This window comes from Ramlibacter sp. AN1015, from assembly GCF_037726105.1.
GTDB lineage: Bacteria > Pseudomonadota > Gammaproteobacteria > Burkholderiales > Burkholderiaceae_C > Ramlibacter.
In genome coordinates this window covers 48024-61256 of record NZ_JBBJUM010000004.1, presented here as the reverse complement: position 1 = coordinate 61256, position 13233 = coordinate 48024, and the positions used below count along the sequence as shown (strand labels likewise).

The following is a 13233-nucleotide window of genomic DNA, read 5'->3' as shown; positions in this document are numbered from 1 at the left end:
GCGCCCTGCTCAGCCGTGAATTGCACCTTATCTGTAGCTCATCAATGACGCAACCCGGTTTCTCCTAAAGGACTCCTGCAACACACATCTGTACTCTGTTCTTCGTACTGCGTCATCAGTGACCGGAACCGGTCATGCGGCCGGGATCGACCCATCGGTCGAAATCCTCCGGCGAGACGTGGCCCGAAGCCACAGCCGCCTCGCGCAGGCTGGTGCCCTCCCGGTGGGCCTTCTTGGCGATCTCGGCTGCCTTGTCGTAGCCGATGTGCGGGTTCAGCGCGGTCACCAGCATCAGCGAGCGCGACACCAGCTCGGCGATGCGCTCGTGGTTCGGCTCGATCCCGGTGGCGCAGTGCGCGTCGAAGCTGTCCATGCCGTCGGCCAGCAGGCGCGCGCTCTGCTGGAAGTTGTGCGCGATCAGCGGCCGAAACACGTTCAGCTCGAAATTGCCCGAAGCGCCGCCCACGGTGATCGCCACGTCGTTGCCGAACACCTGGCAGCACAGCATGGTGAGCGCCTCGCTCTGGGTGGGGTTCACCTTGCCCGGCATGATGGAGGAACCCGGTTCGTTCTCGGGGATGCGCAGCTCGCCGATGCCGCTGCGCGGGCCGCTGGCCAGCCAGCGGATGTCGTTGGCGATCTTCATCAGGCTCGCCGCCAGTCCTTTCAGGGCGCCGTGCGCGTGGACCAGGGCATCGGCCGCGGCCATCACCTCGAACTTGTTCGGCGCGCTCACGAACGGGTGCCCGGTGTGGCGCGCGAGTTCGCCCGCCACCTGCTCGGCATAGCCGGGCGGCGCGTTCAGCCCGGTGCCCACCGCGGTGCCGCCCAGCGCCAGCTCGTACAGGTGCGGCAGGCTGGCCTCGATGTGGCGCGCAGCGTGGGCGAGCTGGGCGCAGTAGCCCGAGAACTCCTGCCCGAGGGTCAGCGGCGTGGCGTCCTGCAGGTGCGTGCGGCCGATCTTCACGATGTCGGCGAAGGCCTGAGATTTGGCGAGCAGCGTGGCGTGCAGCCGGGTGAGCGCGGGGAGCACCTGCTCGCGCAGCGCCAGCACGGCGGCCACGTGCATGGCCGTGGGATAGACGTCGTTGGACGACTGGCTGCGGTTCACATGGTCGTTGGGATGCACCCGCCGGCCCTCGCCGCGCGCGCCACCCAGCAGCTCGCTTGCGCGGTTGGCGAGCACCTCGTTGACGTTCATGTTGGTCTGGGTGCCCGAGCCGGTCTGCCACACCACGAGGGGAAATTCCTCCGCGTGGTCGCCGGCGAGCACTTCGTCGGCCGCGGCGACGATGGCTCCGGCGATGCGCTCGTCCAGCAGCCCGAGGCCGCGGTTGACGAGCGCCGAGGCGCGCTTGACCTGCACCAGCGCGCGCAGGATTTCGCGGGGCTGACGCTCGCCGGAGATGGCGAAGTTGCGCAACGAGCGCTGGGTCTGCGCGCCCCAGAGGCGCTCGGCCGGGACCTCGATCGGTCCGAAGGTGTCGTGCTCGGTGCGGGTGCTCATGCGCGCGGTCTCCACGAAGGCGTCGGAGCACCCTATCAGAGGTCAGGGCTCGCGAGGCTGATCCGCACCCGCGCAGCCTCGCTTTCAGGCCAGCACCAAGCCCAGCAGCAGGGCCAGAAGGCCGAGCGCGGCCACGGCGACCGACCAGGCAGTAAGACGTTCGGCCGCACCATGCGCTCCTGCCATCCAGGACAACGCCGGCATGGCCACCGCGTCGCCGGCGCCAGGTTCGACCGCAGGCGCCTGCGAGCGCTCGCGCAGCGTTCCCAGCCGCGCATCGACCCAGGCGGCCACGTCTCCCACCGGCACCTGCGGGCGGTTCAGCGGCCACCGCGCCGCCGCATACGCCAGCGCCAGTGCCAGCAGCAGGGGCCAGGCCGCATCCACCAGCGAAGCGGGCTCGAGCGCGTAGGCGACCGCCGACGGTGCGAGTCGTGGGGCGAGCCCCCAGGGCACGGCCAGCGCCGCCACGACCAATACCACCCAGGGCAGCAGCATCCACAGGGACGGCCTGCCCGAGCGGGCCTCCTGCCGTGCCGCCAGCCACAGGAATCGCAGCATCAGCAGCATCGTTCCCACCGCCGACCAGGTGGCTGCGAGGGCCGCCGCGCCCTCCCCCAACGGCTCCTTGGTGGCCAGCTTGGCCAGCGCCCCACCGCTCAGCGGCAGGCCCGCGATGGCCGCACCGAGCACGGCGAGGACCGCCAGGACGAGCCCGCGCCCCGCCCACGCGCCCAGCAGCCCGTACCCGAGGAACAGCGCTCCCTTCGCGAGTCCGTGGTGCACGGCGAGCAGCGCCACCGCGGCAGCGGTGGCCTCGGCCGCAGCCGCTCCTGGCGTGCCCGCGCCAGCGCCGATGACGGCCACCAGCAGGCCCATCTGGCTCATCGTCGAATACGCCAGCACCGCCTTCGGGTTTTGCTGCGGCAGGCCGAGCACCACGCCCGCGTAGGCGCTCGCCAGCCCCAGCCATGTGATGACCAGCGGCCAGTCCGCGAGCAGGCCCTCCCCCGGCAGGAAGCGCACCAGCCCGATCACGCCCGCTTTCACGATGGCGCCGCTGAGGACCGCCGACGCCGGCACGGGCGCCGCCGAGTGGGCGAGCGGCAACCACCCGTGCAGGGGCACCAGGCCGCACTTCATGCCGACGCCGGCCAGCAGCGCGAGCACCGCCCAGGTGCCCCATTCGGCCTGCGGCAAGGCCTGCCGGATCGGATCCATCAAGGTGCTCGCGGCGGCATGGCTGCCCAGCATGAGGGCCAGCAGCAAGGACGTTTCGCCGAACACCGCGAGCGCGATGTAGATGCGACCGGCACGCAGGCTCTCGGCGCTGCGTTCGTGGATCACCAGCGCATAGGCGGGCAGCGAAACGAAGGAGAAGGCGACGTAGTAGGCGACCGCGTCGCCGGCCACACAGGTGCCTAGGCTGCCGGCCAGCGTGAGCTGCCAGCAGACGCAGAAGCCCCGCGCGTGCGGCTTGCCCGCGAGATACCCCTGCGCATACAGGCCGGCGCAGATCCACAGGGGCGCCGCCAGCCCGAGAAACAGCGCTCCCATGGCATCCAGGCGCAGCACCGCGCTCAGCTGCGCATCGGGCAACTCGAAGGCGGCGCCGACCGGCACCAGCAGAATGCAGGCGAGCGCCGGCAGTGCGCCCCAGGGCAGCAGCCACAGCGGCCGGCGCACCAGTGCGCTCAGGAGCGCCAGCAGCAGCGGCAGCGTGGGCACGAGGACCAGCAGGAAGGCGTCGCGGCTCACGGACGCGCCTCCACCCTGCACGCTGCCGCGCCGACCGGAAGAGCCGCGGTGCGGCTCGCTCCCGGGAGCGCGCCCCCGACCGCGCCCACAGCCGGCTCGCTACGCACCGCCGGCCCGCGGACGTCGAGAGCGCCGCACCATTGCACGCGCGGAGGATGGACGCTGCGCATTGCAGCCTTGCCCCATCGCCGGCCTGGCCGGCAGCGCAGGTGGCAGGCCGGCGTGCTTCGCGGCGCGGCGCCGCGTGCTGTCAGAACGAGAACACTGCGGCGGTTCATGGTGCGTAGGTCCGCTGAACGATCAGCGAGGCCCAGCCGAGCGGGCTGTAGCCGAAGCCCGCCACCGCGCCCGCCATCACGCTGGCGACGCCGGTCACCACCGCGGGCGCGACCAGGCCGATGCCGCTGCCAGTCGGTGCATGGCCGTGCGCATCGGCCGGCGGGGCATCGGCCGGTGGAGGCAGGAACCAGGCGCGGTACAGCAGCGGCAGGAAGTAGGCGGCGTTGAGGATGCTGCTGAGCGCCAGCACCAGCAGCACCCACGGTTGGCCGGACTGCAGCGCCCCTACGCCCAGATACCACTTGCTCACGAAGCCCGCGACCGGCGGCACGCCGATCATTCCCAGCGCCGCCGCGCTGAAGGCCAGCATGGTCAGCGGCATGCGCCGCCCGGCGCCGTCCAGCGCATCCACCCGGGTGACGCCGATGCGTTCGGCCAGCGCGCCGGCGCAGAAGAAGAGCGTGATCTTCATCAGCCCCTGGTGCACCAGGTGGACCAGTCCGCCGATGGTGGCGTACGGCCCGAACAGGGCGGTTCCGAGCACGATGTAGGAGACCTGGCTCACGGTGGAGTACGCCAGCCTGCGCTTGATGTCCTGCTGCTGCAGCGCACGCAGCGAGCCCCAGAGGATGGTCACGCTGGCAGCGATCGCAAGCGGCAGGCCGAGGCCCAACTCGTGCACCAGTTGCACGCCGTAGACGTCGTAGACCACGCGCACGATGCCGAAGGCGCCCGCCTTGACCACCGCCACCGCGTGCAGCAGTGCGCTCACGGGTGCGGGGGCGACCATCGCGTGGGGCAGCCAGCCGTGCAGCGGAACGAGCGCCGCCTTCACTCCCAGCCCGCCGATCATCAGCAGGAAGATCCAGCGCAGCGCGTTCGCGTCGCCCTGCACGAGCGTGCCGTGGCGGATGAATTCGACCGGGCCCACCTGTCCTTCCAGGCCCACGATCCCGGCCAGCAGCACCGCGCTCCCGACCATCGTGTAGGCGAGGTAGCGCCGCCCTGCGGCGAGGGAGGCAGCATCGCCCTTGTGCACCACCAGCGGCCACGTCGACAGCGTGAGCAGTTCGTAGAAGATGAAGAACGACACCAGCGTTCCGGCCAGGGCGATGCCGGTGGTCGCTGCGACGCACAGGCTGAAAAAGCCGAAGAAGCGCGAGAGATTGGCGCCGTGCCCCAGATAGGCGATGGCATAGATGGTGGTGAGCAGCCACAGGAACGCCGACAGCGTCACGAACAGCAGCGACAGGGCGTCCACCCGCAGCAGCAGGTCGAGCCCGGGCAGCAGCGCGAGCCGCGCCTCGTAGCTGGCACCGCTCGCCACCCCCGCCAGCATCAGCCCCACCAGCACCAGCTTGGCCAAGGCTCCGAGCAGGTTGACGATGATGCGCGTGCGTCGCGCCTGCTCGGGCAAGGCGAAGATCACGAGCGACGTGATCAGCGACATCGACAGCGTGAGGACCGGCAGGAGCGCGTTCATGGCGGCGCCTCCCCGGGCCAGGAGCCGGCGAGCAAGGCGAACGGCCCTGCGGACAGCAGCCCCAGCACCACGGCGGCGAACGCGAGTGCGAGCGCCACCGCCTGCCGCCGCCGTGGCACGCGCACCGCCAGCTCGGGTCGCGCATCGGCCAGCATGCACGACAGCGGCCGAAAGAGGTAGGCCGCGGCGAACAGGCCTCCAGCCAGCATGACCGCGGCCCACCACCACTGGCCGCTGCCGAGCGCCGCGGTGAGCAGCAGGTATTTGCCGGTGAAGCCGCCCGAGGGCGGCAGCCCCATCAGCGAAACCGCCGCCAGCGCGAAGGCGAACGCCGACAGCGGCATGGCGCCGCCGAGGCCGGCCAGCCCTGCGACCCGGTCGTGACCCAGGGCCTGCGCCATATCGCCCGCTGCCAGGAACATCGCCGCCTTCGCGAGCGCGTGGGCCAGTGCGTGGAAGGCCACGCCCGTCCAGGCCGCAGCGGCCCACTCGGTTTCCCGGCCGGGACCGGCCGCGAGTGGGAACACCAGCAGCAGGTAGCCGAGTTGGGCCACGGTGGAATACGCGACCACGAGCTTGAGCCGCTCCTGCCGCAACGCGAGCCAGGAGCCCAGCACGATGGCGCCCGCGCCCAACACACCCAGCAGCTGGCTGAAGACCGCATCGGGAAGGGCAGGCAGGGCCTCGAACCACACCCGCAGCAGCACCAGGAAGGGCGCCTTCACCACCAACGCCGAGAGCAGCGCGCTCGCGGGTGCGGGCGCCGCCGCGTGGGCGGGCGCGAGCCAGCCGTGCAGCGGGAACAGGGCGCCCTTGGCCATGAGGCCGACCGAGATCAGCGCCGCCGCCAGCGCCACGTCGCTCCCGCCGGAGGGCAGCTGGCCGAGCGCCTGCAGATCGAGCGTTGCATGCCGGGCGTACAGCAGGACCACGCCGAGCAGGTAGGCCAGCGAGCCCACCAGGGCGAACAGCAGGTAGCGCAGCGCCGCCGCCACCGCAGCCGCGCTACCTTCCAGGGCAACCAGCGCCACCGCGGAGATGGTCAGCAGCTCCAGCGCCACGTAGAGGTTGAACAGGTCTGCACCGACGAAGGCGGCATTGAGCGCAGCGAGCAGGCAGAAGGACAGCGGCCAGAAGGCCCATGCCTGGCGTGCCGCTTGCGCGCCGAAACGCGACCGGCCCGCCGCGAAGGCGCCGAGCGCCACCAGCGAGCTCACCACCAGCAGTGCGCAGCCAAGGCCGTCCAGCCGCAGGGCGATGCCCAGCGGCGGCCACCAGCCGCCCACGTGCACGCGCGAGGGGCCGTGCATCGCGACCTGCACGCTCGCTGCCACCGTCACCAGCAGACCGAGCAGCCCGACCGGCAGCGCGAGCAGGCGCGCCGCGCGCAGCGAGACGCTCGCCACCAGCGCGGCCAGCAGCGGCAGCGCCACGACCAGCGCCGCCCAGGGCACGTTCGCCAACGGGGCGTCAGCGGACCACGCCACCGTCGCTGCCTTCCTCGCGCGCCAGGTCCGCTTCGTCGGCTTCGTCCGGGAGCACGACCGCGCCGGTGTGTTCGTACAGGCGCACGGCCAGGGCGAGCCCGAGTGCCGTAGCGGCCAGGGCGACCACGATGCCGGTGATCACCATCGCGAGCGGCACCGGGTCCAGCGGCCCGGGCGTGCGCGCCGCCAGGCTGCCGAACAGCAGGAAGATGCCGCTGCCCATGATGTTGAAGCCGAGCAGCCGCAGCAGAAGGTGACTGCGCACCATCAGTCCGTAGAGCCCGATGGCGATCAGAGCCGCACCGCACAAGCCGAACAGCACCGGGTTCATGCCTGCCTCGCCGGCGGCCCCATCACCAGCAGGCCCAGCGTGGCGGCGATCGACACCGTGAGTCCGCTCTCGACCAGCAGCACCAGCGCCTTGGCGACACCGCCGGGGAAGTAGAGGAAGCTGCCGAAGGGGATCGCGGCGACCGCGACGGACAGGAACAGCGCCGGCCCTGCGACCAGCACCAGCCGCAGCCGCGTGCTTTCGACGGCGGCGGGACGCGCCAGGCCCGCCATGGCCGCCAGCAGCCAGACCGCGGCCAGGATGGTCCCCGCCTGGAAGGCGCCGCCCGGTGCATCGGCGCCCGCCCAGAACAGGTGGATGCCCACCAGCAGACCGGCAGGCGGCAGCACCCGCGCGAACGAGGCCATGAGGCCCTCGGGCCGGGCGTGGTCCGGCAGGCCGGGGCGACCGGGCCAGGCGCCGTCGCTGCACAGCGACCAGGCCGCGAGCAATGCGGCCAGCAGCACCACCGTCTCCAGCAGGGTGTCGTAGCCGCGGAAGTTGAGCAGCACCGCGGTGACGGGGTTGGACACGCCCGTGGCGCCGATCTGCGCCTGGACCCGCGGCGCCAGGGCCTCCCCCGCCGGCGCGGTGAGCACCACCTGCGCGAGCGCCGCGAACAGTGCAGCGCAGAGCAGGGCCGACAGGACCGGGTGGGCGCGCCTGGCGCCGGCGCGCCGGGTGGGGCTCGCGTGCCGGCCCACCGTGGCGCCGGGCGCACCGGAAAAACCCTGAGCGGACGCCCTTGTTGCTTCCGGGGGCTGCGCCATCGCGGCACCGGCGTCACCGGCATCACCGGCGCCCGGCGGCGGCGCGCCTCGCAGCCGCGCCGCGGCGCGCATCAGCAGCACGCCGGTGAGGCCAGCTCCGAGCGCCGCCTCGGCGAGCGCCACGTCGATCGCACCCAGGCGCACCCAGGCAATGGCGACGAACAGCCCGAACGAGACGAAGAACACCACCGCTGCGAAGAGCTCGCGCACCAGCACGGCCCCCAGCGCCACCCCCACCAGCAGCACGCACAGCAGGACGTCGAAGGCGAGCCGGCCCACGCCGCCGCTCATCGCGCGGCCTCCGTGCTGCGCCCGGAGCCGGCCTGCCCCTGACGTGCCGACGACGCAGCCTGGCGGCGCACCCGCAGCGCCTGCGTGCCGGGCACGGGTGTGCCACGGGTGGGGGTGCGCGTCGCCCGGCGATGTACGCGCAGCGCCCGCCGGCAAATTCCCTGCCGCGCCGGCAAGCCCTGCCGGCGAGCTACCGGCAGCACACGCAGCGCCCGAAGGCAGTGGCTTCGCAGTGGCGGGCGGCGGCGTACCGCGGCGTCCTGCGCGACAACGGCCCGGCGGCTCATGGGCCGGTGTCCTCGCGCGCCGGCAGGTTCACGAGCGCGGCGCGTGCCACCAACTGCGCCGCAGTGGCCGCCGCCAGCATCGCCAGCCCCCACACCAGGAGCAGCTTGAGGGCGTGCCAGACGCTCGGTGCCTGCAGCGCCATTGCCAGGGCGATGAAGCCGAGCCCCAGGTTGTCGGCCTTGGTCAGGGCGTGCAGGCGCGTGTGGACGTCGGGAAAGCGCAGCAGGCCCACCGTACCGGCCACGAAGAACACCAATCCCAGGATGCACAGGACGACGCTGGCGCCGGCGAGCAGCGCATTCACGGCCGCTCCTCCTCGGGGTCGCCGGCGCCATCGGGGCTGACGGCCTTGACGAAAGCCACGGCCGCCACCGCGGCGAGCAATGCGAGCACCAGCGCCACGTCCAGCACCGCCGGAACGTCGGAGGCCTCGGCCAGCAGCAGCAGGATCGCCACCCCGCCGGTGCTGGCGAGCTGCGCGCCCATCATGCGGTCGGCGCGGCTCGGGCCGAGCAGGATGCGCAGCAGGCTGCCCGCCACCGTCAGCAGCAGCAGCGCGGCGCAGGCATAGAGGAATTCATCCATGGCGATGCCCGCGCTGCCGCCCCAGCAGCTCGCACAGCTCGCGCTCCAGCGCAGCCGCGTCGCGCAGCACGGGCTGGTGCCGGTCGAGGCAGTGGATCAACAGGGTGTGGCCGTCGTCGCCGGCCGGAAGCGTTCCCGGCATCAGGCTGAGCAGGTCCCCCAGCAGCTTGCGCGAGGGGCCGGGCGGAAGCACCCACGGGTGGCGCAGCCAGCCGGGCCGAATCGGCAACGCCGGGTGAAGGGCACGGCGGGCGACGTCGACACCACCGCTCAGGGAGCCGTGCACGAAGCGCGCGAACACCCGCAGCAGCACGCGCAGCCGCACGGTCTGGGAGACCGGCGGCAGCAGGCGCAGGCTCACCAGCGCGGCGGCTGCGCAGGCCAGGGCACCGACCGCCCACGCGTGGGGGTCGCCGGCCGTGAGCACCAGCCAGAAGAAGGCCATTTGCAGGAAGCGCTTGAGAAGGACCATGCCGGTGTGGAGCGCCGCAGGTGCATGCCGACAGCACGCGGCACCCGAGCGGAATCGACCCTAGCAGAGGTTGCGCAGCCCGTGTGCCGGACGAGGCCCCGAGACCCGGCGCGGCAAGGCACTCGCTGCCTTCCGGTGCGTGCCGGCGGTGAAGCGGACGCGGGCGCCCTGCCTGCAGATCCGGCATCGCGCGGCATGGCCCGGCTCGGGCACACCGGCGGGCGGCGGCGCAGCGCGGCGCACGCGCGCGCGGCACCGGGTGCCGGTCAGCCCGGCTGCTTGACGACGCGCAGGTACGGCTTGACCGCCTTCCAGCCGTCGGGGAACAGCGTCTTGGCTTCTTCGTCCGTCACCGAGCCCGCGATGATCACGTCGTCGCCCTGCTTCCAGTTGGCGGGCGTGGCGACCTTGTACTTGGCCGTCATCTGGATGGAGTCGAGCGCGCGCAGGATCTCGTCGAAGTTGCGGCCCGTGGTCATGGGGTAGACCAGCATCATCTTGATGCGCTTGTCGGGGCCGATCACGAACACCGAGCGCACCGCCTGGTTGGTCGCCGCGGTGCGCCCGTCGGAGCTGCCCGGCTCGTCGGCGGGCAGCATGTTGTAGAGCTTGGAGACCGCGAGGTCGCTGTCCGCGATGATGGGGTAGTTCACCTTCGCGCCCTGCGTCTCCTCGATGTCGCCGAGCCACTTCTGGTGGCTGTCCACCGGATCGACGCTCAGGCCGATCAGCTTGGCGCCGCGGCGGGTGAACTCGGGCTCGATGCGCGCCATGGTGCCCAGCTCGGTCGTGCAGACCGGCGTGAAGTCCTTGGGATGCGAAAACAGGATGGCCCAGTCGTTGCCGATCCACTGGTGGAAATCGATCTTCCCGTGCGTGGTCTCGGCGTTGAAGTTCGGTGCCTGGTCGTTGATGCGCAGCATGCGTAGTTCTCCCTGGGGGTGTGCGGGCCAAAGATGATGCGGCGCCCGTTCTGGGGGTGTCAACCGAGGCGGTTTGCCGCCGGCATGCGGCTGCGCTGACGACGGCGCGCCAGCGGTCTCGCGGTCACGTCCCCACGCGCCGGCGGCGGCTCGGGGCCGATCATCGAACTAATACTTTGGCGCTTCTTGCGTGCAGTGCTTCACGCGCCTACATTCGCGCTCTCTGTTACGAGACGTATCAAATGCAAGCAAATAACCACCTCTACGCTGTGCTGCGCTCCACTTCTCTCGCCGCCGCCCTGGGGCTGGCGGCGGCAACCCTGATCGGCTGTGGCGGAGGCGGTAGCGATAGCGCGACCGGCAGCAATGCAGGTGCCGGCAGCGGCGGCTCCGAATCGGTAGCCGACGCCGGCTCGCTCGCAGCCGAAGCGTCGGGCTGGTGGGCCACGGCCACCAAGGAGAGCGGCCTGCAGGGTTCGATTTTCACGTCCACCAAGGACGACTGCCGCGCGGTCAACAAGAACTTGTATGCCTTGAAATCCGACGTGACTGTCTGGGGCGGGCCCGCCGGCGGCTCCGCAGCGGGACTGATTCCCGAGTCCAAGTACTACGTGCAGGTGACCAACCCGGCCGGCACCAAGGTGCTCGGTAGCAGCCTCTATGGCAATGGCACCGCCAAGACCCCGATCGAGACGAATGCCGCCGGCGAGATCATGGGCTGCCCGGTGCTCACGGACATCGTCTGGCGCACCTCCGCCAAGGGCACCAAGGGGTACGACGACACCACGAACAACGGCGACGAGTACAAGGTGTGGGTCAGCCTGAACGCCGACTTCACCCAGAAGTTCACCAAGACCGACTCGTTCAAGGTGGCCGAGCGCGATGCGGCGCTGCCGCCGGCGCCGATTACCGGATCGATCACGGTGCGCAAGTTCTACGACGTCAACGTGAACGGCCTGAAGGACGCGGGCGAGGAGTATCTCGACGGCGCAAACGGATGGCTGGTCGGCCGAACGGTCGGCACCAGCTACGAGACCGCACGGACCACGACCACCTTCACCGGACTGCCGCTTCAGGAGCTTTCGGTGTGGGAGCTCGCGCCGGACGAAACGAACTGGTATGCGACCAACGTCTTCGTGAACGGCGTCTCCGGCGCCCAGCCGGTCGTGGCTGCCGCCTCGGGCACGCGCATCATGAACGCGATCGGCGCGACGCCTGCGGCGAGCGGCACCACCGTCGATTTTGCAAACGTCTGCACCGGTGCGGGCAACTCGCAAGCCCGCACCATCGGCTACTGGATGAACAAGGGCCTGGCGACGACACATGCGAACCAGGATGCGCTGCGTGCACTGAACCTGCGTACCGACAGCGGCGCCTTGCTGTACGCAGCAGGCGAGACCCTGAGTGCGGACGCACTGAAGACGTGGCTGCAAGGCGCCCGCGCCAAGAACATGGCCTACATGCTCTCGGCGCAGCTTGCGGCCATGCAGCTGAACGTCGTTACCGAGAAGGTGATGCCAGGCGATGCCATCTTTGCGCCGAGCGTGACCTCGAACACCTATGTGAGCGGTTTCGCCTCGGTGCAGGAGGTGATCGACCATGCCGTCGACTTGCTGCAGACCGGCGACGCCACGAAGGCCGCGCCGGCGATTCGGCAGGACATGGAGCTGGTGAAGAACGCCCTCGACCTGGGCAACAACCGCAGCAATTTCGTGCAGCCGACGCCCTGCACGCGCACTTTCAGCAACACGACGCCCTAGGGCGCCCGTACCCACCTGCCCAGAGGCTCGCAGCCTCGACAACGACGGGAGCCGATGGCTCCCGTCGTTCTTGTGCTCCGCGTTCTCGGGCAAGCCGATCCATCGACAGCTCAGCGCGAGACCACTTCGCGGGTTGCCGGATCCACCGTCAACTCGCGCTCGCGACCGCCCTCCGCCACGATCTCTACCTCGACCAGCAGCCTGCCGTTTTCCTGCGTGACCTCGACCTCCTTGACGCGTCCGGGATAGGCAGCGACAGCCACGTTGATCGCGTCGATCACCTGGGCCGGCGGGAGTGAGCGGTCGTCGGCAAGAGCGGGTGCCGCGGCCATGGCTGCGGCCATCACGCAGCCCGCGAGAAGCTTGGTGTGAATCATGTGGCGTCTCCACGAAGGTTGAATCGGCGCAAGAGTAGGCCCCCCGCCCTGCCGAAGTCGTAGGCAAACGCGCCATGGCGCCGCCTTCCCTGCGTATGTCGCAGTACGTCTCGCTTTTTCAAACAGGCACAGCCGGGCGCTCGTTCGGCGTTCGAGCTTGGGCTTGACCACCGGCCGAAGCGTCGGGCTGCGGCATCGTGTTTGCCCCCTGCGGTATGGGAACGCGTATGACACCGGAATCGGACGAACCGCCGTGCCTGAGTGCAGCCAGGTGCGTAAGGTGTGCCGATGAGCCCTCGCCATACCCCACGCTCTCCGCTCGACGCAGGCGCCTGGAACCTGCTCGCCTTCCTCGGGGTGCTGCTGATCGCCGCCCTCCTCTCGATGGTGTGGCAGGCACAGCAAACGACCATGACCTGGGCCCTTGGAATCTTCCTCGTGGCCGGCACCGCGATTCTGCTGCTCAAGGTGCCGAGCCTGTTCCGGTTCCTGCTGGTCCTCTCGGCGCTCCTGAACGGCGCCGGCGGCACGTTCGGGTGGTTCGAGGACTACGCCTGGTTCGACGAGTTCGTCCATGCGTATTCCGGCTTTGCCGGCCTCTCCGCCATCGGCCTCCTGTATGCGCGCGACGTCCGGCGCACCCGCGCGCACCTGGTCTGGTGGTGTACCGGCATGGGCCTGGCGCTCGGGATCGGCTGGGAAATGGTGGAGGGCATGATGGGCGAACTCGGTTTCATGGACACCGTCTCCGACCTCGTGATGGACACGATCGGCGCGGCGCTCGGCGGCCTCTTCGCGTGGCACGCATTGCGTATCGTGCAGCCCGCGCAGCGCATGGAGAGGGCGGGGGCCACGCGGGGACGGAACGACTTGCCCGTGAATGCCCCTGAACGCAAGGCCTGAGCTGCAGGCGGGGAGCAAA

The 13233-nt window shown here is 70.7% G+C and carries 13 protein-coding genes; 2 read left to right on the top strand and 11 right to left on the bottom strand.

The window, feature by feature from the left end:
* Nucleotides 1-115: 115 nt before the first annotated feature.
* The 10 genes from fumC to WG922_RS07955 all read right to left on the bottom strand — a co-directional run bounded on the left by fumC (nt 116) and on the right by WG922_RS07955 (nt 10174).
* A complete protein-coding gene (gene fumC, locus WG922_RS08000) occupies nt 116-1507 on the bottom strand; it encodes a class II fumarate hydratase (protein WP_340281912.1) in 1392 nt (463 codons plus the stop codon).
* 84 nt (nt 1508-1591) lie between these two features.
* Nucleotides 1592-3265, bottom strand: coding sequence for a complex I subunit 5 family protein (locus tag WG922_RS07995; RefSeq protein WP_340281910.1), 1674 nt, complete (start codon nt 3263-3265; stop codon nt 1592-1594).
* Nucleotides 3266-3539: 274 nt separating this feature from the next.
* Nucleotides 3540-5027: a complex I subunit 5 family protein gene (locus WG922_RS07990; protein ID WP_340281909.1), complete on the bottom strand. Its 1488-nt coding sequence runs from the start codon at nt 5025-5027 to the stop codon at nt 3540-3542.
* Complete coding sequence (locus WG922_RS07985; protein ID WP_340281908.1) at nt 5024-6514, bottom strand: complex I subunit 5 family protein; 1491 nt, start codon at nt 6512-6514, stop codon at nt 5024-5026. The genes WG922_RS07990 and WG922_RS07985 overlap by 4 nt, the downstream gene beginning before the upstream one ends.
* Entirely contained in the window at nt 6498-6845 is a 348-nt protein-coding gene (locus WG922_RS07980; RefSeq protein WP_340281907.1) for an NADH-quinone oxidoreductase subunit K, read from the bottom strand. The genes WG922_RS07985 and WG922_RS07980 overlap by 17 nt, the downstream gene beginning before the upstream one ends.
* Entirely contained in the window at nt 6842-7906 is a 1065-nt protein-coding gene (gene mbhE, locus WG922_RS07975) for a hydrogen gas-evolving membrane-bound hydrogenase subunit E (protein WP_340281906.1), read from the bottom strand. Before mbhE ends, WG922_RS07980 begins: the two co-directional genes overlap by 4 nt.
* A gap of 283 nt (nt 7907-8189) precedes the next feature.
* Complete coding sequence (locus WG922_RS07970; RefSeq protein WP_340281905.1) at nt 8190-8498, bottom strand: cation:proton antiporter; 309 nt, start codon at nt 8496-8498, stop codon at nt 8190-8192.
* On the bottom strand, nt 8495-8779 hold the full coding sequence (locus tag WG922_RS07965; protein WP_340281903.1) for a monovalent cation/H+ antiporter complex subunit F: 285 nt from the start codon (nt 8777-8779) through the stop codon (nt 8495-8497). The genes WG922_RS07970 and WG922_RS07965 overlap by 4 nt, the downstream gene beginning before the upstream one ends.
* Nucleotides 8772-9251 carry a Na+/H+ antiporter subunit E gene (locus WG922_RS07960; protein WP_340281902.1) on the bottom strand — a complete coding sequence of 160 codons (480 nt, stop codon included), beginning with the start codon at nt 9249-9251 and terminating at the stop codon, nt 8772-8774. Before WG922_RS07960 ends, WG922_RS07965 begins: the two co-directional genes overlap by 8 nt.
* Before the next feature lie 266 nt (nt 9252-9517).
* The gene (locus tag WG922_RS07955; protein WP_340281901.1) at nt 9518-10174 is read right to left on the bottom strand and encodes a peroxiredoxin; all 657 of its coding nucleotides are present in this window, start codon (nt 10172-10174) and stop codon (nt 9518-9520) included.
* Between the two features lie 20 nt (nt 10175-10194).
* Between WG922_RS07955 and WG922_RS07950 the strand changes: the two genes are divergently transcribed.
* Nucleotides 10195-11934 (top strand): hypothetical protein, encoded by a 1740-nt coding sequence (locus WG922_RS07950; RefSeq protein WP_340281899.1) that lies wholly within the window; start codon nt 10195-10197, stop codon nt 11932-11934.
* Nucleotides 11935-12044: 110 nt separating this feature from the next.
* On the opposite strand, the gene WG922_RS07945 is transcribed toward WG922_RS07950, so the two are convergent.
* Complete coding sequence (locus WG922_RS07945) at nt 12045-12311, bottom strand: PepSY domain-containing protein (RefSeq protein ID WP_340281898.1); 267 nt, start codon at nt 12309-12311, stop codon at nt 12045-12047.
* Between the two features lie 288 nt (nt 12312-12599).
* Here WG922_RS07945 and WG922_RS07940 point away from each other — a divergent pair, with 288 nt between their 5' ends.
* Nucleotides 12600-13214, top strand: coding sequence for a hypothetical protein (locus WG922_RS07940; RefSeq protein WP_340281897.1), 615 nt, complete (start codon nt 12600-12602; stop codon nt 13212-13214).
* Nucleotides 13215-13233 lie beyond the last annotated feature (19 nt).